The following is a 25,428-nucleotide window of genomic DNA, read 5'->3' on the forward strand; positions in this document are numbered from 1 at the left end:
TATCCAAAGGGTAAAGGTCTGCCGGTGGGGAAGGCGCGCCTCAGCGCGCCTCCTCCTTCTCCGTCTGCTGGTTGCCGGTTGCGGACGGCGCGGGGCCGCCGTTGGTCAGGACCTCCGGCTGCGCGCCGGCACGCGTGGTGGTCGGGACGGCCCCCGAGCCGCCATTCCCCGGGTTGTTGGACAGAACCTCCGGCTGGGCACCCGCCCCGGTCAGGGACAGAACCTGCGGCGCGGCGTAGGCGGCCAGCGCGTTCGGCGTAAGGCCGGCGCCGGTCATCGTGCCGGTGAACAGGCTGGTGACGCCGGGGGTGCTGGGAACCGGAACCTCCACCACGACGGTGGCGGCGACCCGGCTGACCTGCTGCGTCGGCCCCCAGGGGGTGTTGTTGATGAAGTAGGGGGCGGCGCGCAGCGGGCTGTCGATCGCGCTGGCGGCCAACGCGTCCGTCTTGCCGGCCACGGTGCCGAACATCCGGGCGGAACCGGCCTTGGGAACGGTCAGGCTCAGCACGTCGATCTTCTGCAAGGCGCTCCCAGACTCCTGTCCGACGATCAGCGCCCCGCCGTCGGACGCCATGGTCAGCATCGTGGCCTTGCCCTGGAGCCCCGCCATGGTGATGGGGCCGCCCGCCGTGATGGACGCCTGCCCGTCCGGCAGGGACGCCACGGCGCCCAGCGTGATCGGGCCGTTCTTGGCCGTGATGCTGGCGGGCAGAACAATGCCCGATCCACCGGATTGGGTAAAGCCTTCCTCCGTGACAACCGTGGCATCGCGCCCGAACACCACCCGGCCCGCACCGTCGGTCATGGCGAGGGCCAGGGAGCCCGCGCTGTTCACCGCCGCGCCGAAGGTGAAGCCGGCACCGCTCAGGCGGAGGCCGCCCGTGCCGGTTGCGGTCAGCGCCTTGGCGAAGCGGCTCTCCCCGCCTGCCGTCTGGGTCAGCGAGCGCACGGTCACCGCCCCGTCGTGGAAGACGCCGCCCAAAGCCCGGACCGTGACGTCGCCCATCAGGCCCGAGGCGCCGACGTCGCCCGCCGCCCGGATCGCCGCGCCGTTCAGCGACAGCGAGGAGCGGTCGGCGCTGTCGATGGACCCGCCGAACACGAGGTCGCCGCCGGTGCTGGTCAGGACGCTGTCGCCGGCCACCGCCAGGGCGCCGCCGAAGCTCTGCGCGCCGGTGGTTGCGACGGTGGCGCCGGTCAGGCGGGTGCCGCCGCTGACGGCGATCTGCCGCAGCGCGCCGGTTTCGCCGAAGACCCCGGCCAGGACGGCGTCGCCGTTGACCGTCAGCCCCTGCGCCCCGGCCCCGGCGGCGTTGCCGCCGTTCAGCAGGGAGACGGTCCCGCCCGTCAGGACGGTGTCGGCTCCCAGCGTCACCGCGCCGCCGTAGCTCTGCTCCGCCACGGTGGTGACCGCGCCGCCGTTGAGGGCGGCGGTGCCGGTCACCGACAGGCGGCTCAGCGCCTGCGTGCCGCCGACGGTGCCGTTGATCACGGCGTTGCCGGTGATGGTCAGCCCCTGCGCGCCGCGGGTCGCGGCGTCCAGGCCGCCGGCCAGAACGACCGTGCCACCGGTCAGCCGGGTGTCGGTCCCCAGAACCGCCCGCTCCCCATAGGTCTGGGTGCCGGTGGTGTCGACCGAACCGCCGTTCAGGGCCAGCGTGCCCGCCGCGTCGGTGACGACCGAGGCCGCGCGGACCGACTGGGCGAAGCGGGTCTGGCCGGCGCTGTTCACCGTCAGGGCGCCCAGCCGCTCGGTCCCGCCGACCGCGCCCGCGAAGACGGCGTCGGCGGTCCCGCTGGTGACGGTCAGGGCCTGCCCGCCGTCCAGCGTCCCGGCGAAGGTGACGCCGGTGCCGGTCAGGGCCGACGGGGAACCGGCCAGACGGACCGCGCCGCCGTAGGTCTGCGCCCCGCTGGTGACCGCCGTGGCGCCGTTCAGCAGCGTCTCGCCGTTCACCGTCAGCGCGGCCAGCGCCTGCCGGGTGCCAAGCGCGCCGGAGAGCGCCGCGTTGCCGGCGATGGTCAGGCCCTGACGGCCCGCCTCAGCCGCATCGACGCCGCCGGACAACGACACGAGGCTGCCGGTCAGCACCGTGCCGGCCCCCAGCGTCACCGCGTCGGCGTAGCTCTGCGCCCCGGTGGTGTCCACGCTGCCGCCGTTCAGGATGGTGATCCCGGTGGCGTCGGTGGTCAGCGAGGCCGCCTTCACCGCACCGGCGACGATGGTGGCCCCACCGCCGTTCACGGTCAGGGCGCCCAGACGGCTGGTGCCGCCGACCGCGCCGCCGAGCAGGATGTTGCCGCTGCCGCTGGTCAGCGTCAGCGCCCGCCCGCCGTCGAGGGTGGAGGCGAGGATGATCCCGCCGTTGCCGGTGATCCGGCTGTCGCCGTCCAGCGTCACCGCCTTCGCCGCCGTGAAGGCCCCGCCGGACTGATAGGCGCCGTTCAGCGTCACGACGTCGTTATAGGTCTGCGCACCCGTGGTGGTCACCGACTTCAGGCTCGTCGTGCCGTCCGCGTCGGTGGTCAGGCTCGCCAGGGCCGTCGTGCCGCCGACCGCGGCGTCGAACCGGGTGGCGCCGCTGCCGTTGACGGTCAGCGCCCGGGCGCCGTCCACCGTGCCGCTGAAGGTCACGGCACCGCTGCCGGCGTTGACCGTCGCGGCCCCCGCCAGCGTCACCGGCCCGGCGATGGTGAAGGCGCCGTTGCCGGTCGTGTAGCTGCCGATCAGGCTGGCCGGCCCGCCGTAGCTCTGCGCACCCGCCGTGGTCACGTCCGTAAGGCTGGTGTAGCCCGTGCCGGTGGTCAGGCTGGACAGCGCCGTCGTGCCGCCCACCGCCGCGTTGAAGATCATCGCCCCGGTGGAGTTCACCGTCAGCGCCTGGGCGCCGTTCACCGTCCCGTTGAAGGTGATGGTGGCGTAACCGGCGTTCACCGCCGTGGCCCCGGCCAGAGTCGCCGCACCGTTGACGGTGATCGCGCTGTCGGCCGCGCCGTAGGTGCCGTCCAGGGTCACCGCGTCGTTGTAGGTCTGCGCGCCGGTGGTCGTCACCGACTTCAGGCTGCTCGTGCCACCCGCGTCGGTGGTCAGGCTCGCCAGAGCCGTGGTGCCGCCGACCGCCGCGTTGAACTGCGTCGTGCCCTTGCTGTTGATGGTCAGCGCCTGGGCGCCGTCCACCGTGCCGGCGAACAGGACGCTCGACCCGCCGTTCACCGTCGTGGCACCGGCCAGAGTCGCCGCACCGTTGGCGGTGAAGGCGCCGCCGCTGGCGTAGGTGCCGTTCAGCGTCACCGCGTCGTTGTAGGTCTGCGCGCCGCTGGTGGTGACGTTCAGCAGGCTCGTCGTGCCGCCCGCGTCGGTCGTCAGGCTCGCCAGAGCCGTCGTGCCGCCCACTGCCGCGGTGAACTGCGTCGTGCCCTTGCTGTTGATGGTCAGCGCCTGGGCGCCGTCCACCGTGCCGGCGAACAGGACGCTCGACCCGCCGTTCACCGTCGTGTCGCCGACCAGCGTCGCCGCACCGTTGGCGGTGAAGGCGCCGCCGCTGGCGTAGGTGCCGTTCAGCGTCACCGCGTCGTTGTAGGTCTGCGCGCCGCTGGTGGTGACGTTCAGCAGGCTCGTCGTGCCGCCCGCGTCGGTCGTCAGGCTCGCCAGAGCCGTCGTGCCGCCCACTGCCGCGTTGAACTGCGTCGTGCCCTTCCCGGCGATGGTCAGCGCCTGCGCCCCGTCCACCGCACCGGCGAACAGAACGCTCGACCCACCGTTCACCGTCGTGTCGCCGGCCAGCGTCGCCGCACCGTTGGCGGCGAAGGCGCCGCCGCTGGCGTAGGTGCCGTTCAGGGTGACCGCGTCGTTGTAGGTCTGCGCGCCGCTTGTGGTGACGTTGCGCAGGCTCGTCGTGCCGGCGGCATCGGTGGTCAGGCTGGCCAGCGCCGTCGTCCCGCCCACCGCGCCGGTGAACTGCGTCGTGCCCTTGGTGTTGACCGCCAGGGCGTGGGCACCGTCCACCGTGCCGCCGAACAGGACGCTCGACCCGCCGTTCACCGTCGCATCGCCGGCCAGCGTCACCGCGCCGTTGGCGGTGAAGGCACCAGTGGCGTTGTAGGTGCCGTTGAGCGTGGTGGCGGCGTTGTGGGTCTGCGCGCCCGTGGTGGTGACGTTCAGCAGGTTGACCGTGGCGCCCGCGTCGGTGGTCAGGCTCGCCAGAGCCGTCGTGCCGCCCACCGCCGCGTTGAAGTGCGTCGTGCCCTTCCCGGCGATGGTCAGCGCCTGGGCGCCGTCCACCGTGCCGTTGAAGGTGGCGGTCCCGGCGTTCACCGTCGTGGTCCCGGCCAGGGTGGCCGCGCCGTTGACGGTGATCGTGCTGCCCGTCACCGTGTAGGTGCCGTCCAGCGTCACCGCGTCGTTGTAGGTCTGCGCGCCCGTGGTCGTCACCGACTTCAGGCTGCTCGTACCGGCGGCGTCGGTCGTCAGGCTCGCCAGGGCCGTCGTGCCGCCCACCGCACCGGCGAACTGCGTCGCGGCCTTGCTGTTGATGGTCAGCGCCTGCGCCCCGTCCACCGTGCCGGCGAACAGAACGCTCGACCCACCGTTCACCGTCGTGTCGCCGGCCAGAGTCGCCGCACCGTTGGCGGCGAAGGCGCCGCCGCTGGCGTAGGTGCCGTTCAGGGTGACCGCGTCGTTGTAGGTCTGCGCGCCGCTTGTGGTGACGTTCAGCAGGCTCGTCGTGCCGGCGGCATCGGTCGTCAGGCTGGCCAGCGCCGTCGTGCCGCCCACCGCGCCGGTGAACTGCGTCGTGCCCTTGGTGTTGATGGTCAGCGCCTGGGCACCGTCCACCGCACCGGCGAACAGGACGCTCGCCCCACCGTTCACCGTCGTGGTCCCGGCCAGCGTCACCGCGCCGTTGGCGGTGAAGGCACCAGTGGCGTTGTAGGTGCCGTTGAGCGTGGTGGCGGCGTTGTGGGTCTGCGCGCCCGTGGTGGTGACGTTCAGCAGGTTGACCGTGGCGCCCGCGTCGGTGGTCAGGCTCGCCAGAGCCGTCGTGCCGCCCACCGCCGCGTTGAAGTGCGTCGTGCCCTTCCCGGCGATGGTCAGCGCCTGGGCGCCGTCCACCGTGCCGTTGAAGGTGGCGGTCCCGGCGTTCACCGTCGTGGTCCCGGCCAGGGTGGCCGCGCCGTTGACGGTGATCGTGCTGCCCGTCGCCGTGTAGGTGCCGTCCAGCGTCACCGCGTCGTTGTAGGTCTGCGCGCCCGTGGTCGTCACCGACTTCAGGCTGCTCGTGCCGGCGGCGTCGGTCGTCAGGCTCGCCAGGGCCGTCGTGCCGCCCACCGCACCGGCGAACTGCGTCGTGCCCTTGTTGTTGACCGCCAGCGCGTAGGGTCCGTCCACCGTGTTCATGAACAGCACGCTCGACGCGCCGTTCACCGTCGTGTCACCGGCCAGCGTCGCCGCGCCGTTGGCGGTGAAGGCGCCGCCGCTGGCGTAGGTGCCGTTCAGCGTGACCGCGTCGTTGTAGGTCTGGGCACCCGTGGTGGTGACGTTGCGCAGGCTCGTGGTGCCGCCCGCGTCGGTGGTCAGGCTGGCCAGCGCCGTCGTGCCGCCCACCGTGCCGGTGAACTGGGTCGCGCCCTTGCTGTTGATGGTCAGCGCCTGGGCGCCGTCCACCGTGCCGCCGAACAGGACGCTCGACCCGCCGTTCACCGTCGTGGCGCCAGCGAGCGTCGCCGCACCGTTGGCGGCGAAGGAACCGCTGCCGGTGTTGTAGGTGCCGTCCAGCGTCACCGCGTCGTTGTAGGTCTGCGCGCCGGTGGTCGTCACCGATTTCAGGCTGCTCGTCCCGGCGGCGTCGGTGGTCAGGCTCGCCAGAGCCGTCGTGCCGCCCACCGCCGCGTTGAACTGCGCCATGCCCTTGTTGTTGACCGTCAGGGCGTGGGCGCCGTCCACCGTGTTCATGAACAGGACGCTCGACGTGCCGTCCACCGTCGTGTCGCCGGCCAGAGTCACCGCACCGATGGCCGAGAAGACCGCGCCGGTGGTGTAGGTGCCGTCCAGCGTCACCGTGCCGCTGTAGGTCTGGCCGCCCGTCGTCTTCACCGACTTCACGCTGGCCGTCCCGCCGGCATCGATGACGAGGCTCGCCAGAGCCGTCGTGCCGCCCGCCGTTCCGGTGATCTGGGTCGCGCCGCTGCTGGTGAGCGTCAGGGCGTAGGCCCCGTCCACCGTGCCGTTGAACCGCAAGGCCCCGCTGCCAGCGTTCACCGCCGTGGCGCCCGCCAGCGTCGTGGCGCCGGTCACGGTGAAGGCGCCGTTGCCGGTGGCGTAGGAGCCCTGAAGGGTGGTGGCGCCGGTGTAGGTCTGCGCGCCCGCCGTCGTGACGTTGTGCAGGCCGATGGTGCCGGCGGTGGCCGAGAGGAAAGCCAGGTTGCTGGCCGCTCCGCCCAGCGTCACGCCGCCCTGCGCGGCGTTCAGCGTCGCCCCGAACCCGCCGCCGTTCAGCGTGCCGGTCACCGTCACATCGCCACCGGTCGCGGTCACCGTCCGGTTGGCGCCGGCCAGCGTCAGGTTCCCCGTGACCGCCACCGACTTGCCGGACAGAGTCCCCGACAGGGTGGTGTTGCCGGTGTAGCTCTGCGCGCCCGTGGTGTTGACGTCGCCCAGCCCGATGGCGGTGCCCTGCACCGTCACGCTCGCACGGGTGGCGTCCGGACCGGTGCTGCTCACCGCCTTGGTCAGGGTGACCGCGCCGCCCGTGGAGGTCAGGGTAATGGAGCCGCTGCCCCCGGCGGTGATGCCGGTGGTGGCGTTGCCGTCGGTGATGGCGCCGCTGGTGGTGACGGAGATGTCCCCGTTCGCGGTGGTGAGGTTGCCCAGGGTGAAGCCGGCGCCGGCCAGATAAATGCCGCCCGTTCCCGTCACCGTCGCCGAGACGTTGGCGATGGACGTGGCGAAGGCGCTGGCGCTGGTCCCGATCCCCGTGCCGGAGGTCAGGTTCAGGGTGCCGCCGGTCAGGCTGGTGCCCTTGTTGGTCAGGATGCTGCCGCTCGGCGCCGACAGGGTGATGACCCCGGTCGGGCCGGCGTTGACCGTGCCGACCGTCAGATCGCCCGCCATCGCGACCAGGTTGACCGTGCCGGTGCCGGTCACCGAATTGGCGGTCAGGCCGGCGCTGCTTTTGGCGCCGACGCTGCCGTTGGCGCTGAGGGTCGCGGCCGTCAGGGTGCCGGTGTTGTTGACGGTCAGGCCCTTGCCGGAACCGGTCAGGCTGGCGTCGATGGTGCCGACCGTGGTGTTGAGGACGGTGTTGCCGCCGTTGGAGCCGCTGGCGAAGGTCAGCGAGCCGGCGGTGATCGACAGCGACCGCGGCGTACCGCCCGCGTCCACCACGTCGGTGGCGCCCTTCAGCGTCAGCGCGCCCGTGCCGATGTCGATCCCCGCGTCCGGCAGGGTCAGCACGCCTCCGGACTGGAGCAGCAGGTTGCCGCTGGTCATGGACAGGCCGGCGCTGGCGTCCAGGTTGCCAGCCGTCCGGATGTAGGCCGAGCCGCCCGCCCCCAGCGTGACGAGGTTGTTGCCCAGCGTCAGCGCGGTCGTGTTGATGTTGTCCACCGAGATGACCGGCGTGGTGCCGTTGGCGGTCAGGCCGGTCAGGCTGGACACGTTCATCTTGACCGGCGTGCCGGCCCCGGTGGCCGCGTCGGTGACCGTGCCGATGCTGCCGCCGTTGGCGGTCAGGCTGGCCGAATGGCCCGTCACATGGGTGCCGGTGCCGCTGCCCAGGATGGAGCCGGCGGCGGTCAGGGCGACCGCGCCGCTCGCGGCGTTGGCCGACGCCGACTGCACCGTCATGGTGCCGGCGGAGGCGATGGTCACCGACCCGCTCGACGCGCTGGCGGAGGTGACGGTGACGCCGGCGGTGGTGGCGTCGGTCACGTAAATGCTGCCGGCGCTGCTGGACAGGGTCAGGCTGCCGGTGGTGGTCTGCACCGCCCCGGCGGAGGTGCCCACGCCCTTGGCACCGGTCAGCGACACCGAGCCGCCGACGATCCGTGTTTCCGCAAGGCCGTCGTCGTACACCCCGCCCCCGGTGGCGCTGAGGGTGACCGCGCCCGTGCCGGCGTTGATGATGCCCGCGATGATGTCGGCGTTGGCGGCGGTGGAGGCGATGGTGATCGCCCCGCCGCCCGTGCCGGCGTTGACCACCTGGAGGCGGTCGCCGGCCAGCACGTCGATCTTGCCGCCGGTCGTCGCGGCGTAGGCGAGCGTGGTGGCGCCGGTCGTGCCCAGATAAATGTCGCCCGACCCGCCGCTCACCTGCACCTGCGCGCCGCCCACGCCGACGCGGGCCGTGGAGGTGCCGATGCCGCCCGCGCCGTTCAACTGGACGGTCTTGGCCGTGATCGTGGACCCGCCGTTGGCGGCCAGGATCTTGCCGCCGCTGCCGGTGGCGCTCAGCGTGACGGTGCCGTTGGTGGCGCCCGCCGACACCGTCCCGGCGGTGATGTTGCCGCTGGTGGCGGTCACGCTGATGGAGTTGCCCGCCGCGTCGGTGGCGATGGCGACGTTGGTCAGGGTGATGCTGCTGTTGCTGGACACCACCACCGGGCCGTTGGAGACCGTGGCGTTCAGCCCGCCCGAAAGCTGGCCCGACAGGTCGAGATAGAGGCCGCCCGTGCCGGTGACGTTGGCGGTCAGCGACCCGGTGCCGGACGCCGTCACCTTCAGCCCGGACTGGGCCGTCCCGATGCCGGCCCCCGCCGTCAGCGTGGCGTTGCCGTTGCCGATGCTCAGGCTGGAGCCGCCGCTGACGATCCGGCCCGTGGTCGCCGTCAGGGTCAGCGCCTTGGTGGTGTCGTAGGAGAGGCTGCCGACGGTCAGGTCACCCGCCGTGGCGGTCACCGTCAGGGCGCCGCCCGTGCCGATGGAGCCGAGGCTCAGCGCGCCCGCGTTCTTCACGAACAGGCCGCCGGTACCGCTGCTGGCCGTCAGGCTGGAGACGTTCAGCCCCAGCGCCGTCCCGCTGCTGCCGATGGCGCTGCTGTTGCCCGGCTGGTCGGTCTCCTTCTGCGCGACCAGCGTCAGGGAGCCGGCGGTGATGGAGGAGGAGCCGTTCACCGCCGTGATGTTGCCGGCGGTCGCGTTGCTTCCGCCCGCCGTCAGACTGACCGTGCTGGCGGCGCCGGTGTTCATCGTGCCGATGGCGATGGCACCCGCCGCCTTGAAGGTGAAGTCCAGGCCCGTGCTGTCGGTCAGCGTGGTGAAGGTGGTGGTGGTTCCGTTGTCGGCGGCGTTCCAGCTCAGGTTGGTGGCCGTCAGGGTCATGTCGCCGGAGGAGGCCCCCCCCATCGTGGCCGCCGTGCGGTCGATGGACAGCTTGGCGAGGTCCTGCGTGCCGGCGACCTTGAAGGTGCCCGGCGTCTTCAGCGTCAGGTCGGAGGTGGCGACGGTGAGCGTCGAGCCCGTGTCGGCGATGGCGCCTTTGGCCGCGGACAGCAGGACGCTGCCGCCGGCCACCAGATTGCCGCTGCTCCCGAGGATCTTGCCGTTGTGGCTGGTCAGCGACACCGCACCGGTCGTGGTGATGGTCCCGGCGGTCAGGGTGGAGGTCCCGTTGGAACCGGTGCTCAGCGTGATGGCTCCGCCGCCGCCGCTGGTCACGGATTGGGCGGTCAGGCTGTTGTATTCGCTCACCGCGATGCTGCCGGCGGCGCTGGCGGTCAGGGTGGTGGTGCCGCCGTTGTGGGCGTTCGTGGAGATGGCGGAGACGCTGCCGATCGACCCGGCCGCCGTCAGGTTCACCAGATTGCTGCCGCCGATCGAGCCGCTGAGGATCGAGCCGCCCTGGTTGTTGATGACCGCGTTGGCGCCGTTCATGCCAATCGTGCCGAGCGCGATGTCACCGGTAGAGTTGGTCAGCGTCAGCGCGCCGCCCAGGTTCATGGAGTCGATGACCGTCGGGCCGTGCAGATTGATCACGGCGCCGTTGTTGGCGTTCACCGACAGGTTGCCGGTGGTGATGGCGATGAACTCGCCCCCGTTCGCGCCGACCACGCCGGAGGAAGAGAGCAAAGTGGCGATGCCCGCGTTGATTTTGAGGACCGAATGGCCGTTCCCGACGATGCCGGGGGATGCGATCAGGGAGATCGTGCCGGTCTTGCCGACGTCCAGATTACCGACGACGATCTTCTCGTGGCTGTCGGCGGAGAACCGCAGGCCGCTGCCGTCGGTCAGCGAGGCCAGCAACGTCTGGGTGCCGCTCTCGGCGCCGGTCAGCTCGATGGCCCCGCCCGCCGTGTTGACCGAGGTCAGGCTGTAGGTGCGGTTGGTGAAGGTCGACGACGTGCTCTTGAGGTTCAGCGTGCCGATGCGGGTGTCGGATTCGACATGGAGGTCGCCGGTCACGTTGAAGGTCGCGGAGGACGCCGACAGGTGGATCTTGTTGCTGGACAAGCCGATGGCGCCGTTGCCGGCGGTGAGGGTCGCGGTGCCCGCGGTGATGCGGTTGGCCGGGTTGCCCGCAACCGCCGACGAAGCACCCAGGATGCTGCCCGTGGTGGTCAGATCGACGGTGCCCCACGTCTGCACGTTCAGCGTGCCGATGGACAGCGCGTGCTTGGTGTCGAGCTTGAAGGCCAGACCCGTGCTGTCGGTCAGTTCGCTCAGGGTCGTCGTGTTGTTGTCGTCCGTCAGGGTGAAGACGAGCTGCGGCGCGGTGATCTGGTAGGTGCCGAACCCCGTCGTCCGGTTGCTGGTCAGCGACAGCGCGGTCAGATCCTTGCCGTTGTCCACGAAGGCATCGGTCCCCGTGGTCAGCGCCAGCGTGTCGGCCATCGTCTGGATGTGGCTGGACGCCGCACCGGCGGCGCCGATGGCCCCGGTCGAGGTGAGCGTGACCGTGCCCGCGGTCAGCATCGCGTTGCCGTTGCTGAGGATGCTCTGTCCGGTGCCGGTGGTCTCGATGGTCACCTTGCGGGCCAGACCGCCATTGACCGTCCCGAGGACGACGCTGTTGTCGCTCTTGAAGGAGAAGTCCAGGCCGCTGCTGTCCACGACGCTGGACAGGGTGTACTGGCTGCCGGTCTTGTTGTCGGTCAGCGCGAAGGTCAGCCCTTCCGAGCGGATGTCGTAGACGTTCTGCGTGCCGGCGGCGGCGTGCTTCACCTCCAGGCCGAGCGCGTAGAGGTCGGCGCTGTTCGTCAGGTAGACGTTCCGTCCGGCGGTCACGGTCAGGGTCTGCGTCTCGGTCAGCAGCGGCGTGCCGGACGCGCCGATGGAGCCGCCTTCGACCTTCAGCGTCACGCTGTCCGCACGCAACGGCGCGGTTCCGGTCTGGAGGAGCGACCCGTTGCCGGTCACGGCGATGTCCGCGGAGGAGCCGGCCGCCACGTCCTTCAGCGTCAGGGTGCCCGAATTGCTGAGGTCCAACGAGCCGGTCAGCTTGGCCGACAGCGTGCCGATCTGGGTGTTGAGCTTCTGGCTGCTGCCGGCGGAGGCCGCCGTCAGCATCAGGCTGCCGGCGGTGATCAGGGAACCGCTGTTCGTCGCATTGATGGACGAGCCGCCGGTGACCGTCAGATCGACCGTGCCGGTGGAGCCGACATCGATCTTGGAGACCCGCAGAGCCTTATCGTTGCTGATCGCCAGCTTCAGCCCGCTCTGGGTGACGTTCACCACCTCCAGGCCGTTCACGGTCGAATCGCTGAAGGACGCGGACAGGCCGTTCGAGCCGATGTAATAATCGTTGCTGGCGCCGCCGGACTTCTGGTGCCGGGTGTCGATTGTCAGTTCGGACAGCGTGGCGTTGTTGTTGTTGACCTTCAGGTTGCCGCCCGACGCGACGGCCAGCTTCGTCGTGCTGGTCTGCACCATGGTGGTGCCGCCGACGTTGCTGTTGGTGCCGAGCGCGGTCAGGGAGACCCGCCCCGCCGTGATCGTTCCCGACCCGTTGATGGACGGCCAGCCGTTGACGCCCCCGGTGGAGATCAGCGTCACCGAACCGGTCGTGCTGGTTCCGGCGTCCATCGTCCCGGCGATGATGCCCCGATCCACACTGTAGCGCAGATCCATGCTGCCGCTGCCCGACGACAGCGCCAGCGTCTGGAGGCTGTTGCTTTCGCTCACCGTGAAGCTGCGGCCGGTGCCGAGATTGCTGAACTGGTAGGTGCCGCCGTCGCTGCTCGATTTGTGCGAGACCGTGATGTCCAGCGCGGTCAGCGCGGTGTTGCTGTTGTCGATGTAGATGTCGCCGTTGCTCGCCAGGGTCAGCGACGAGGCCGCCACCTTCATCGCCCGCGTGCTGGACCCGATGGAGCCGCCGCCGGTCCCGGTGCCGTTGGCCGACAGGGTGACGGCGGACGCCAGGATGCTTCCGCCGCCGGAGAGGGTGATGTTCGAATTCGCGCCGCCGCCCGCGGTGGTCAGGCTGACCGAGCCGCCGGTGGCGACGATCTCGGAGACCACGATGTTCTTCTTGCCGGTGAAGCTGAAGTGGCTGCCGCCCGCCCCGGTGACGTCGATGATGTTCGCGGTTCCGCTGTCGGACAGCGTGTAGGTCTGGGCACCGGTCCCGGCGATGGAGAAGAGGCTGGAGGTCGAGTTGCCCGTGGTGGTGTTCGTGCTGGTGACCGCCAGGCGGTTCAGGGCGCGCCCGTTGTTGGTGACGTGGATGTTGCGCCCGGCGGTCACCGCCAGATCCGCCGTGTCGAGGCTGATCGCGGTGCCGGATGTGCCGATGGAGGACGTGGTTCCGGCTTCCAGCGACACCTTGCCCGCGGTGATCTTGCTGCTGCCGCCGCCGCTGGTGAGCGCGCCGGACGAAGCGATGGCGACGCTGCCGCCGGCCCCGACATTGACGGTGCCGACCTGGACCGCGCGCAGCGATTCGAAGGTGAAGTTCAGCGCGCCGGTGCTGGTGACGGTCTGGATCGTGGACTGCGACGAGTTGTCGGACAGGGTGAAGGTCTGCCCGCCGACCGTGCTGATCCCGATGGTCCCGCCGTAGTAGCTGCCGCGCTTCACCGTCAGGTCGGTCAGCGCCAGCGTGTCGGTGATGCCGACGGAGCCGCCCGCGGTGATCGACAGATCCGTGGTCGTCAGGTTCAGCGCGCGGGTGCCGCCGACATTCTGGTTGGCGTTCAGGATCACCTTGCCCGCGATGATGCGGGTGGTGCTGTCCGTGTCGCCTTCGATGCTGCCGCTGCTGTTGCTCAGATCGACCGTTCCGGTGCCGTTCTTGGCGTTGATCGCCGCGACGTTCATCGTCCCGCCGGATTGCGAGACGGTGACGTCGCCGCCCGCCGTCAGGCTGTTCACCGCGACCGTGCCGCTGCCGAGGCCGAGCCACATGGAGCCACCGGCGCTCGCCACGACCGTTCCGCCCTGCAAGGCGAGCGCGTTGGCCGAGGAACCGATGTCCTTCCCAGCGGTGAGGGTCACCGTGCCGGTGCCGCTGCGCAGCGTGGCGCTGTTCGGGTTCAGGATCGACCCGTTGGTCGCCGTGACCGTGATGTTGCTGCTGCTGCTGATGCTGGGGGAGAAGCTGGAACCGAAGGCGATGTCGCCCCAGGTCGCCGTCACAACGATGGGGTTGTTGACGGCGCTGAAGAAGCTGCTTCCCAGCGTGACGAGGTTCTTCTGGTTGGCGACGCCCGTCGAGGTCGGCAGGGTGACGTAGATGCCCCCATCCGACGCGCGGGCGTTCAGGACCGGAGTGACGACGTCCAGATACCCGGTCCCGGTGCCGCTGCCGATGGCCTTGCTGGCGATCAGGTTGACCGCCCCGGCCAGCACCACCGTGTCCTTCGACCCGTCGTCCAGGATGGAGCCGTTCGTCGTCTCGAAGCTGGCGATGCTGTACGCCGTGCCCGGATCGGGCGAACCGCTCTGAAGGACGCCGGTCGCGTTGGTCAGGTCGACCCGGCCCAGACGGATGTCGCGGTCGCCCTTGAAGGAGAACATCAGCCCGGTGGTGTCCACCAGCGTGCCCAGCGAATAGCCGTTGGTGGCGCTGTCGGTCAGGCTGAAGGTGAAGTTCGGCGCGGTGATCGAATAGCCGTTCACCACGGTGGCGTCCGCGTGCGCGCTGGCGATGGTCAGCGCCGTCATGTCGGACAGGTTGGTGACGTGCAAGTCGCCGCGGGTGGTCAGCGTCAGCTTCGTGGCGTTGAGCGCCAGCGGAGCGGCGGCGGCGCCCAGGTTGCCGGTCGCGGCGCTCAGCGTCACGGTGCCGGCGTCGATCCGCGTGTTCGTGCTGCCGTCGTCCAGGATGCTGCCGCCGGTGGAGGTCAGCGTGACCGCGCCGCCCGCTCCCACCGTGGCCAGATCGCCGACCACCAGCGTGGCGTCGCTGTTGAAGCTCAAGGCGTTCAGCTTCGGGCTGCCGACCGCTTCCAGGATGGTCGTGGTGCCGTTGTCGCTGACCGTGAAGTTGAAATAGTCGGAGGTGAGCTGAAGCGCGTTGGCGGTGGTGCCGACGTGGCGGTTGGTGATCGACAGGCCGGTCAGGATCGTGCCGCCGTTGTCCAGATACAGATCGCCGACGTTGCTCAGCGTCAGCACCGCCGCGGAGGTGCGCAGACGGGTGGCGGCGGTGCCGATGGTGCCGCCCGCGCTCAGGATGACGGTGTTGGCGGACAGCCGGTTGTTGGCGTCCTTGCCCAGGATGGACCCGCCGGACGCCGTCAGGGTGATGGTGCCGGTGTTCGCCGCCTTGATCGTCCCCACCGTGGCGTCGCCGCCGTTGACGGTGAGCGCGACCGTGCTGCCGGCGGAGACGATGGAATCCAGGGTCACGGCACCGGACTGGGTGACGGTGACGTTGCCCGTGCCGTTGGTGATCGAAAGCGTCTTCGCCGTGCTGTTCAGCGAGACGCTGGAAGAGTCGCCCCCGGCGACGACGGTCACGGCGTTGCCGGTGACTCCGGTCCCGGACTGGACGGTGACGTCGCCGTTGGCGGTGGTGAGGGTGACGTTGCCGTTGGCCCCGGCGTCCACGGTCGCGGCGGTGATGGACGACCCGGTGCCGTTCGCCGTGACCGCGATGTTGCTGGTCCCGTTGGCGCTGGTCATCGTCCCGATGGCGGTGGCGCCTTTGGTCGTGACCGCGATGTCGCCGTTCGTCGAGACGATGGAGTTGAGCGTCGCCCCTCCCGACGTCGCCAGGAAGACGCCGCCCGCGCCGGAGGTGGCGCTGACGGTGGAGGCCCCGGTGGTCAGCGCCGTGCCGGCGGTGCCGATGCTGCCCGCGGCGTTCAGGGTCAGGGTGCCGGTGCCGAGGGTGGTCGCGGCGTCGGCGTCGTTCAGGATGCTGCCGCCGGTGCTGGTGAGGATCACCGCGCCGCCGCTGCTCACCGCACCCACCGTCAGGGTGCCGGAGGCGGTGACGGTGGCGGCGCCGCTGGTCGTCAGGTCGGCGAGAGCCAGCGCGCCGGTGTTCGACACGGAGATGCCGCCGCTGCCCGCCGTGGCGGTCAGGCTGGTGCCGGCGGTGTTCAGCGCCTGCGACGAGGTGCCGATGCCGCCGTTGGTGCCGGTCGAGCCGAGGGCCGTCAGCGCCAGAGCGCCGCCGGTCAGCAGGCCCGTGCCGGTGCCGGTGATGGTGCCGGTGGTGCTGGTCAGCGTGACGGCGCCCGTGCCGGCGTTGACCGTGCCGACCTGGATGTTGCGGTCGCCGCTGAAGCCGAAGCTGTTGAGGCCGCCGGTCTGGACGACCGTATCGAGGGTGTAGCCGCCCGCCGCGTCGGTGACCGCGAAGCTCAGGCCGGTGGAGGTCAGGGCGAACTGGCTGTTGCCCCCCGCCGCGCCGTGGGTGCTGGCGATGGAGAGATCGGTCAGCGTCCGGTCGTTGGTGACGAACAGGCTGCCGCCGGTGACCAGGGAGAGCTGGCTGGTGCTGGTGGAGAGCGCGGCACCGCTGGCGCCGATGTCGCCGCCCGCGGCCAGGGTGACCGCGCCGCCGACGATCCGCCCCGCCGTCCCCGCCGTCAGGGGGCCGCCCAGGGCGCGCACGGACACCGCCCCGGCGGCCCCCGTGCTGGGCGTGGTGTCGATCAGGTTGGCGAGCTGGACGCCGCCGGTGGCCGACAGACGGACGGAGCCGCCGCGGGTCGTCAGCTTGCCGATGTTGGTCAGGTTGCTGGCCAGGCCGTTGGCCTCCAGCACGATGTCGCCGCCGTTGGTGCGGATCTCGTAGCTGGCGTTCGCAAAAGCGATGCCGCCGCTGGTCAGCGAACGCAGGGTGAAGCTGTGGCCCGACGCGGTCTGGAGATCCAGACTGGTGTCCACCGTGATGAGGCCCGACGCCTCCAGCACGATGTTGGCGTTGTGGGCGATGCTCTCCAGCACCTGTTTGGAGATGGTGTTGACGTTGTCGCCGCTGCCCTGGTTCGGGTCGTTGACGCCGATCGTGCCGTCCGCCGCGGCGCCGTTCTGGCTGCCCCCGGCGGAGCTGACGATGCGCAGGCTTTCCGGGTCGAGAAGGAAGAGGCCCGCCGCCCCCTTCGGCGCGGACAGGTCCACGCTGCCGGTCAGGCTGATGTCCTTGTGGCTGGACACCTCGGCGAAGCCGCCGTCGCCGCCTTCCGAGCCACCACGGGCGGAGATTCTACCAGCGTGCCTTGTGCTTTTCTGCGACAGCACCGTCACGCTGCCGCCCTTGCCGGACTTCACGGCGTCGGCGGACAGGGTGGCGCCCGCCTCCACCGTCACCTTGTCCGACCAGGTGCCGGAGCGGCCCGTCTTGCTGCCGATGGCGACCTCGCCGCCGCCCTTGTTGCCGGAGGCGTCGATGCGGGCGTTCTTCTTCACGGCGATTTCGGCGCCGGTGGCGACGACGGTGCCGCCGGTCTGCCCCTCCCCGCGCCCGCCGGCATCGACGGTGCCGCCGATGTTGACCGTGCCGTTGTCGCCGCCGGACAGGACGATCTTGCCGTTGGCGCTGCCGACCGAGGTGGCCTTGATGACGCCGTCGGTGTTGATGACGTTGTCGATCACGCCCTTCACGGCGCGCGCCGACAGGGTGACGCTGCCGCCTTCCGCGGCGATCTCGCCGGAATTGACGACCAGCGCCGCGACGGGCTTGCCGTCCGCGTCCTTCGCCACCGTCTTCACGGCGGAGCTGGCGTCGAAGCTGATCAGGCCGTCGCCGTGGAAGTCGAGCGTGAAGGTCTCCGCACCGCCCAGCGCAACCTTGCCCAGCTTTGCCCGGATGACGCCGGAATTGCGGACGTGCGGCGCCACCAGCGCGGCGAGGCCGCTCTCCTTGACGGTGATGTCGCCCTCGTTCACCACCATGGCGTTGGGCTTGGCGGAGGCTTGGTCGAACTGGTACTTGCCCGCCATGAAGTTGGCGTCGGAGATGTTGGCGGTGGTCGCCACCAGCCCGCCGACGTCCACCTTGGCCCCGGCGCCGATCACCACGCCGTTGGGGTTGACCAGCATGACCGTGCCGTTGGCCGACAGGCTGCCCATGATCTTGGACGGGTCGTTGCCGGTGACCCGGTTCAGCGTGACGCTGGAGGCCGAGGGCTGCTGGAAGGTGACCTTCTCACCGGCGTCGATGCTGAAGGACTTCCAGTTGATGATCGCCTTGTCGGTGGACTGGAGGATCTCCATCGACTTCGGGGTCGCCGACCGGATGGTGGCCGCGCCCGCGGTGACGGTGCCCTCCAGCGGGTTGGCGTAGGCGGTACCCGCGAACAGGGTGGACAGGGCGACGCCGATCACGCTGCGCAGCGCCAGCCGGGCGAAGTCGATCCCCCGGGCCTTCGCCGCGCGGCGCTGGCGCCGGGTGCCGCCGCCGCGCTGGGGCGCCTCCGTCGCGGACGACAGCAGCAGCCGCTGGCGCAGCGTCTGGCGGTGGCGGCGCGCGCCGGGAATCTCGGTGATGCCGGGAGTGGTGGTGGTGTTGCCCTTGCCCATGTCCTGTTTCCCCCGGCCCTATCAGTATTGCGCTGTGACGTTGAAGAAGACCCGCATGTCCTTGTCGCCCTCGGTCGCGACGCGGCGGGTCAGCGGCTTGTCGATCTCAAGCGTCGCGAACAGCCGCTCCACGAGGCTGGCGCGGACGCCGCCGCCCACGGAGACCAGCGAGTTCCGGCTGTTCTGCTCCAGGCTGGAGCGGTTCCACACCTCGCCGCCGTCCATGAAGCCGTAGATCTGGACACCCTGCGCGAAGGCGTTGTCCGGCAGGACCGGCGTGTAGCGAAGCTCCAGCGACCCGGCCCAGCCGGTGTCGCCGGAAATCTCGCCCTCGTCGAAGGCCCGGCCATAGCTCGGGCCGCCCAGCGCGATCTGCTCGCTGGCCAGCAGCGGCGTTCCCGCGGCCTGCACCGTGGCGGTGGCCAGGATGCTGAAGTTGGCCGGCAACTGCTGCACGCGGGTGACGTCGGCGGTGAACTTGGTGAAGTCGCTGCGTCCGCGCTCGCGCGAGGCGTAGGTGGAGCCCAGCTTCGTCGCGCCCATGATGTCCAGCCCCTGGTGCACGAGGCCGCGCACCGCGGTGATGCCGTCCCAGCCGTCGGTGCGGTCGTAGCTGAGGCCGCCGCGCAGGATGCGCAGCCGGTCGCGGTTGAAGCGGTCGCCGGAAATGTCGGTGTTCACGTCGCGGTATTCGAACTCGCCGACCGCGCGGAGATTCTCCAGGCGCGAGCGGATCACCGGGTAGCTGAGCGACCCCACGCCCGCGGCCACCCAGCTTTCCACGTCCAGCGGGTCCAGCGTCAGGCCGGGCCGGGATTCGGAGTAGGAGCCGTTGGCGGAGAAGGTCAGCCCGTCGCCGTTCAGCAGCGCCTGGTAGCCGCCGCCGACCGACCAGGCCCGCGACAGCGGGGAGGACACCCGGCCGCTCAGGTTCACCGTGTCGGCGTTCGGCCCGAAGGAATTCAGCGCCGCCGTCGCGGTCGTCTGGGCGGTGCCGAGATAGGGCGTGTTGCGGTTGTTGACCGACACCAGGGCGTCCACCGCCTTGCGGTCCGTCTTCACCACGACCACCGAGCCGCCGAGCGTGTCCGGCGCCGGTTCCAGGCTGGCGCGCACGGTCAGGCCGGCGAGGTCGTTCGCCAGCAGAAGGCGGCGCTCGACGTCGGCGACGTTGACCGGCTTCACGCCGCGCAGCGGCTCCACCAGCCGCTTCACCGCGGCCAGCGCCGGGCCGATGTCGTCGGGATAGGCGATGTCGGAGACGAAGCCCTCGACCACCTGAAGGCGGAAGGTCCCGTCCTCGATCGTCTGGGCGGGAACGATCACGCGGCTGGTGATGTAGCCGTCGTTGCGGTAGCGGAACTCGATGTCGTTGGCGATCCGGAACAGGTCCGCCACCGACACCTCGCGGCCCAGCAGCTCCTGATAGGCGGTCCTCAGGCTGTCCTGGCTGTAGGCCGTGGCGCCCTCGATCGTGACGTCCCGCAACATAAGGCGGTAGTTCTCGGCCCCCGCCGGAGCCTCCGCCGCGGGTGCCTTCGGCACCGTCACCGCACCGCCCGGCACGGAAGGCAGCGGCATGACCGGGCGCGGTGCCTCCGGACGCGGTTCGGCACCCGACGGCAGCCGTGGCGGCAACTGTTGCGAGAGTGCTGGGCCAGCCACACCAACCAGAGCAGAGCAGAGCATACTATAAAACGCATCCACCAAGACGCTTTATTATTATCAACAAATTCTCTGTGGGTAGAGTTTGAAACAGCGGTGTTGGTGGACGAGCTCATGGGACCGGCGCCTTCGCGGGATAGTCGTTGCTAACCTTTGGTTAACGAAGATCGCGATGGATCTCCATTCTAGGTAGCCACTTTTATCATACGATTTTGGTGGAGGCGGTAGTCTTAGTTTGTCTGAATTTGTGACATTCCCATCCCGCCGCGAAATCGGCATGGTTGGTTTGCCGTTCCGCAGGTTGCGCGTATCCGAAGGCAAGCTTCGGAACCGCCACAAATCAGCCGTTGTGGAGACCATGGTGCGCACACAGGATCGCGGGTTGCCATGGCCGGTGCGCCTATCGCCTCGGATCACTCCATCAATGAGAAGCTGCACCACGGCGCCTTGCTCATCATACACTTTGGATTGCAGAGGGCCGATGGGTTGCCGATCGTCCTGAAGCGGCTGGAGCGGCCCCGCCCCCAACGGCGCCGCCATGTCCCACCTGCGCCGCGAGGAAGGCCGGCTCACCTTCGATGCCGCCTTCGATCCGGCCACGGGCGGCTGGACGAAACCCTGACCGTCCGAAACCCTGACCGTCCGGGCGCGCTTCACGCTTGCATCCCGACGGTCGCGCCCGAGGCCCCATCTTCGTCGCCGTCTTGATGGCGGCGGGGTGCGGCTTATCGCCGCCTCGTGGCGCCGTGTCTTTCAAAACGGCCGTTTGATTTCACGGCGCCGATGTCATTTTTGACGTACAATTTTAAATTTGACATCTCTATTTGTAATTATGCTCGAAAGCTGTAATGAATCAGCCATTCCTTCGCAATTCCGCAGAAAACGTGACTTTATGCAATGAATTTCCTCTTTCTTCGCTGTGTTCCGCTACCAAAGCCGCGCCGTTCCCGCCGCACGGGCGGGGTGCGGCGGCGATCCGGACGCATTTGCTGCGCCTTCGATCATTTTCCGCTGGTGTGCGGTCCTGAAATCGCCTAAAAGCGGCTTCCCGCTGCAAGGCGGCGACAGGAGTGTAGCTCAATTGGTAGAGCACCGGTCTCCAAAACCGGGGGTTGGGGGTTCGAGCCCCTCCACTCCTGCCATCCGGCACAGAAATCGGATGGCGTCACACGCGCCAGCGTGGCTTCCCTGAAATATAGAAATCCGGAAACAGTCGTCGGTTCCCGGATCAGGGTTTCTCTCCCCTTCGCCACTACATCCTTGTCATTTCAGCTCTGAACGGCCCGGCGCCGGACGGCATTATTATCGTCATTCCGATTCTGCGATGCGAAGGCATAGAATCGGCGCCCCCGCGTGCTCACGGATAGCCAAAGCTAGATTATCACGACAGAGTGCGGTTGCGTATGGATATGCTCTTTTTCAGATAATGACGTACGAAATACATAGGTATTTCGAAAAAAAGTATATCCGGTTCGTTCACACGTAGAACTTGGCGAGCGTCCCTTGTGCAAAACGCGCAAGGGACGTCATATGCAGCATAGAGCGCAACCTCTGGGGGATGCCCCCACCGGAACGGCGTTGGACCGGCGGCGGGAACCGAAACGCCCCTGGCCTTCCCTATCCATGGCCGGATCAGGCCGGCTCCTCTCCCGCATCGGCGAGGATCTCCACGAACTCGACGATTCCGGTCTTTTGGAGCGGATCGCAACCGGGGACCGGACCGCCTTCTGGGTCTTCTGGTGCCGCCATTACACCGACCTGTTCTGGACGTATCACAGGTTGTGCAAAGGAAACAGGCAGGAAATCCACGACTGTCTGAGCGGGCTTTGCATCAGCCTCTCGGAGGTCCTTCCCCTCTACGCGCGGTCCATCCTGAAGACGCGCACCTGGCTGCGGCGCACCGCCATCAACCACTTCATCGACCGGCATCGCGCCCACCAGCGCCACCCGGTCCTGGTCGGCTCCCTCGTCGAGATCGCCTCCATCGCCGACGGCGCCAGCGGGCGGGACACGATGGACCCGGAACGCACCAACGCCGACCGCGCCCTGCTGAGCAAGGTCATGGAGTCGCTGGACGGCATCCGGGACGAGCGGATGCGTCAGGCCGCCCGCATGCGCTTCATCGAAGAGCAGCCCTACGCCGACATCGCCGCGGAGCTGTCCATCTCCGAGGAGCTGGCGCGCAAGTGGATTCAACAGATCCGCAGCTATCTGCGCAGCGCCGTACCCGACCACCGCGACCTGCTGGCGAAGCCGCCGCCCGACACCCCCCAGACGCGCCGCCCCACCAAGCACGGCGTCCTGACCAGGACCCGCCCGCCCAAGGCGATGAAGCCGGCGCTCTGACCTGCACCGCACACCCGAGCGCGACCATTCCCAACCCGCCGACCTGTCCAAAGACCCAACAACCGGAGCCATCCATGCCCGACCAGACCATGCCCGCCCCCGCCGTCCAGTCCGCCAACCGAAAGAGCGCCAAGTCGATCAGCCTCGCGCTCCAGGGGGGCGGCGCGCACGGTTCCTTCACCTGGGGGGTGATCGACCGCATCCTGGAGGATGGGCGCCTGACCATCGATGGCATCGTCGGCACCAGCGCCGGCGCCATGAACTGCGCCGTCACCGCCTATGGCCTGACCATCGGCGGCCACGAGGGGGCGCGGACCAAGCTGCGCGAATTCTGGCGCCGCATCTCCGACGAGGCGAAGAAGGGACCGCTCCAGCCGACCCCACTTGACAAAATGTTCAGCAAGGGGAACATGGACTTCTCCCCGCTCTGGCAAATGTTCGACGCGCTGTCGCGCATGATGTCACCTTACGAGCTGAACCCTATGAACACGAATCCACTGCGCGACGTCCTGTCGGACGTGGTCGACTTCAAGCGTCTGCGCAAGGCACCGGCCTGCAAACCCTTCATCGCGGCGACCGATGTCTGCGCCGGCCGGCTGAAGGTGTTCGGCCCGAAGGAGATCTCGGTGGATGCGGTGCTCGCCTCGGCCTGCCTGCCCTTCCTGTTCCAGGCGGTGCAGGTCGGCAACGCCTTCTACTGGGACGGCGGCTATTCGGGCAACCCGCCGCTGTTCCCGCTGATCGAGCAGTGCGACAGCCGCGACCTCCTGATCGTGCAGATCAACCCGGTCCGCGTGCCCGTGCCGCCGCGCACCGCCCGCGAGATCATGGACCGCGTCAACACGCTGAGCTTCAACTCCAGCATGATGCGTGAGCTGCGCGTGGTCGACTTCGTCTCGAAGCTGATCGACTCCGGCGAACTCAGCCCCGAAAAGCACAAGAAGATGCACATCCACACCGTCGATGCGGAAGAGGTGGTGGAGAAGCTGGGCGTCACCAGCAAGCTGAACGCCGACTGGGACTTCCTGATGTACATGTTCGAGACGGGACGCCACAAGGCCGATGAGTTCCTGGACCATCACTTCGACAAGATCGGCAAGGAATCCTCGACCGACATCAGCGCGAAGTTCTTTGCATGACGGGAACGCGGACAGGCCGGCGGGGCAGCACCACCGTCTGGGCGGACATCGACCTGCACGCGCTGGGCCGGAACCTGGAACGGCTGCGCCGCGGCCTTCCGTCCGGCCAGGCCGTCTTCGGGGTGGTGAAGGCGGACGCCTACGGCCATGGCATCGGACCGGTGGGGCGGGCGCTCCAGCGGTTCGGGATCGACGGGCTGGTGACCGCCGACATGGGCGAGGGCATCGCCCTGCGGCGGGCCGGCGTGACGGCCCCCATCCTGGTCATCGACCCGCCGCTGCCCAGCCAGCTCCGGCTGCCCGCCCTTCACCGGCTGAGCGCCACCGTCACCAGCGTGGCGGAGGCGCGGGCGCTCGCCACCGCCGCCAACCGCGCCGGACGGACGGTCGGCGTGCATGTCCGGGTGGACACCGGCTTCGGCGGCTTCGGGGCGCCGGGGCCGGGCCTGACCGACGTGCTGGCCGCCGTCTCCACCGCGCCGGCGCTGCGGCTGGAGGGGCTCTACACCCACCTGTCCGGTGCCTACGGCCCGTATGAAGACGGCGGACTGGGGGAGCTGGAGCGGTTCGGAGAGACGGTTGGGACGGCGCGGACCGCCGGACTGCTCCCGCCGCTGGTCCACGCGCTCAGCAGCCCGACGCTGGACCGGTCCGCCCTGACCGGGGCCGCGAGGAACATCGGCTGCACGGCGGTGCGCTGCGGCGCCGCCCTGTTCGGCATCCGCATGGCGGGCGGGCAAGGCGACGCGCCCGCCCCCTTCGCTCCGGTCATGAGCGTGAAGGCACGCGTCTCCCGCGTGACGGCGCTGGAGCCGGGCGACTTCGCCGACTACGCCGCAGCCAGCGCCGCGCCGCGAAGCACGCCGGTGGCGGTGATTCCCTTCGGCTTCTCCGACGGCCACCACCTGCACCGGCTGACCGGCGGGGTCCTGCTGATCCGGGGGCGCCCGGCGCCGATCCTTGGGCGCGCCTTCATGAGCAACCTGCTGGCCGACCTGACGGACATCCCCGGCGTCCAGCCGGGGGACGAGGCCGTCCTGATCGGGCGGCAGGGGGATCACCGCATCACGCTGGAGGACGTCGCGGCGCGTTCCGGCCTGCGCCCCAGCGCGGTGCCGCTGCTGGGGCCGCGGGTCGCCCGCCGCTACCGCTCCAACACCGTGGAAGAGGACCGAAGAGAATGAGACGACATCCTCGACCCGCAGGCCAGCCCAGGGGCGCGACGATGACCCGCCGCTGCTGGCTGGCCGCCGCCGCCGCCGGTCTCGGCACCCTCGGCCTGCCGACCGCCGGCGTCGCGGAACTCCGTCCCACCCCGTCCGCCAGGGACATATCCCGGCGTCGGCGCATCGGCTACGCCGAGTCGATGCCCTACGGCAACTATGCCTCCACACTCGCCGCCATCCTGCGCGAACTGGAGCGGCTGGGCTGGACCGGCGACCTGACGGGCATGCCCTACCATCCGGGCCAGACCGACACCGCCGCTCTGTGGTCATGGCTTGCCGGGCATGCCGGCAGCTCCGCCCTGGAATTCGTCGCGGACGCCCACGTCACCAACCTGACGCCCGGCGATGCCGCCGCGCTGATGAAGCGGCTGAACGACGACCAGGACATCGACCTGATGATCGTCATGGGAACGGTTGCCGGCATCGCCCTGGCGACCGACGCGCACCGGGTGCCGGTCCTTGTCTTCTCCTGCACCAACCCGATCGCCGCCGGGATCGTCGCGTCGGAAACCGACACCGGGCGCGACCATGTCTGGGCCCATCTGGACCCGCAACGGTTCCTGCGCCAGCTTTCCGTCTTCCACAAGACCTTCCAGTTCCGGCGGCTGGGCATCGCCTACGACGACAGCCCGGCGGGGCGGGCCATCGCCTCGCTTCCCGACATCGAGACCGCCGCCGCGCGGCTCGGGTTCGAACTGGTGGAACGGCACGTCCGCGCCCCCGCCGACAAGCACGACCAGCAACGCTACGAAGCCGATCTGAGCGCCGCCTGGGACGCGCTGTCCCGCGAGGCGGACGCCATGTACATCACCTACGGGCGCTGGCCGCTGGACCGCTTCGCCGCACTGATCCAGCCCTTCCTGCAACGCCGCATCCCGACCTTCTCGCAGCTCGGCCCCGAAGAGGTTGAGCGCGGCGCGCTGATGAGCATCGCCCGCGCCGACATGGCGGGCATCGGCCAATTCGGCGCCGCCACCATCGCCCGTACCCTGGCCGGCGAGCCGCTGCGGCGTCTGCCGCAGGTCTATTTCGACACCCCCTCCATCGCCTGGAACCTCGCGACCGCCGAGGCGATCGGCTATCGAATTCCCTTTCCCGCTCTTCTGACGACCGACTCGCTTTATGGAGTGCCTTGACC

General features: G+C 69.7%; 6 protein-coding genes and 1 tRNA gene. 5 read left to right on the top strand and 2 right to left on the bottom strand.

What is annotated here, in order from left to right; all coding sequences use genetic code 11:
- Nucleotides 1-40: 40 nt before the first annotated feature.
- Together DS843_RS15420 and DS843_RS15425 are read right to left on the bottom strand one after the other, a co-directional pair.
- On the bottom strand, nucleotides 41-17,914 hold the full coding sequence (locus DS843_RS15420) for a filamentous hemagglutinin N-terminal domain-containing protein (RefSeq protein ID WP_149469782.1): 17,874 nt from the start codon (nucleotides 17,912-17,914) through the stop codon (nucleotides 41-43).
- A gap of 21 nt (nucleotides 17,915-17,935) precedes the next feature.
- The gene (locus DS843_RS15425) at nucleotides 17,936-19,495 is read right to left on the bottom strand and encodes a ShlB/FhaC/HecB family hemolysin secretion/activation protein (protein WP_286192118.1); all 1,560 of its coding nucleotides are present in this window, start codon (nucleotides 19,493-19,495) and stop codon (nucleotides 17,936-17,938) included.
- A 1,150-nt stretch (nucleotides 19,496-20,645) separates the two neighbouring features.
- On the opposite strand from DS843_RS15425, the gene DS843_RS15430 reads away from it, so the two are divergent.
- From DS843_RS15430 to DS843_RS15450, 5 genes are all read left to right on the top strand, one after another.
- A tRNA-Trp gene (locus tag DS843_RS15430) sits at nucleotides 20,646-20,721 on the top strand.
- Nucleotides 20,722-21,202: 481 nt separating this feature from the next.
- On the top strand, nucleotides 21,203-21,925 hold the full coding sequence (locus DS843_RS15435) for an RNA polymerase sigma factor (RefSeq protein ID WP_149469783.1): 723 nt from the start codon (nucleotides 21,203-21,205) through the stop codon (nucleotides 21,923-21,925).
- Nucleotides 21,926-21,999: 74 nt separating this feature from the next.
- Nucleotides 22,000-23,064 carry a patatin-like phospholipase family protein gene (locus DS843_RS15440; protein WP_149469784.1) on the top strand — a complete coding sequence of 355 codons (1,065 nt, stop codon included), beginning with the start codon at nucleotides 22,000-22,002 and terminating at the stop codon, nucleotides 23,062-23,064.
- Entirely contained in the window at nucleotides 23,061-24,248 is a 1,188-nt protein-coding gene (gene alr, locus DS843_RS15445; RefSeq protein WP_149469785.1) for an alanine racemase, read from the top strand. Before DS843_RS15440 ends, alr begins: the two co-directional genes overlap by 4 nt.
- 41 nt (nucleotides 24,249-24,289) lie before the next feature.
- Nucleotides 24,290-25,426: an ABC transporter substrate binding protein gene (locus DS843_RS15450; protein WP_286192119.1), complete on the top strand. Its 1,137-nt coding sequence runs from the start codon at nucleotides 24,290-24,292 to the stop codon at nucleotides 25,424-25,426.
- Nucleotides 25,427-25,428: the final 2 nt, after the last annotated feature.

The sequence above is a fragment of the Roseomonas genomospecies 6 genome (assembly GCF_008365375.1).
Lineage (GTDB): Bacteria > Pseudomonadota > Alphaproteobacteria > Azospirillales > Azospirillaceae > Azospirillum.

Bases quoted from the DNA above. Each gene is read 5' to 3' on its own strand.
- DS843_RS15450 (WP_286192119.1), top strand. From the start codon at position 24,290: ATGACCCGCCGCTGCTGGCTGGCCGCCGCCGCCGCCGGTCTCGGCACC.
- DS843_RS15440 (WP_149469784.1), top strand. From the start codon at position 22,000: ATGCCCGACCAGACCATGCCCGCCCCCGCCGTCCAGTCCGCCAACCGA.
- alr (WP_149469785.1), top strand. From the start codon at position 23,061: ATGACGGGAACGCGGACAGGCCGGCGGGGCAGCACCACCGTCTGGGCG.
- DS843_RS15425 (WP_286192118.1), bottom strand. From the start codon at position 19,495: ATGCCGCTGCCTTCCGTGCCGGGCGGTGCGGTGACGGTGCCGAAGGCA.
- DS843_RS15420 (WP_149469782.1), bottom strand. From the start codon at position 17,914: ATGGGCAAGGGCAACACCACCACCACTCCCGGCATCACCGAGATTCCC.
- DS843_RS15435 (WP_149469783.1), top strand. From the start codon at position 21,203: ATGGCCGGATCAGGCCGGCTCCTCTCCCGCATCGGCGAGGATCTCCAC.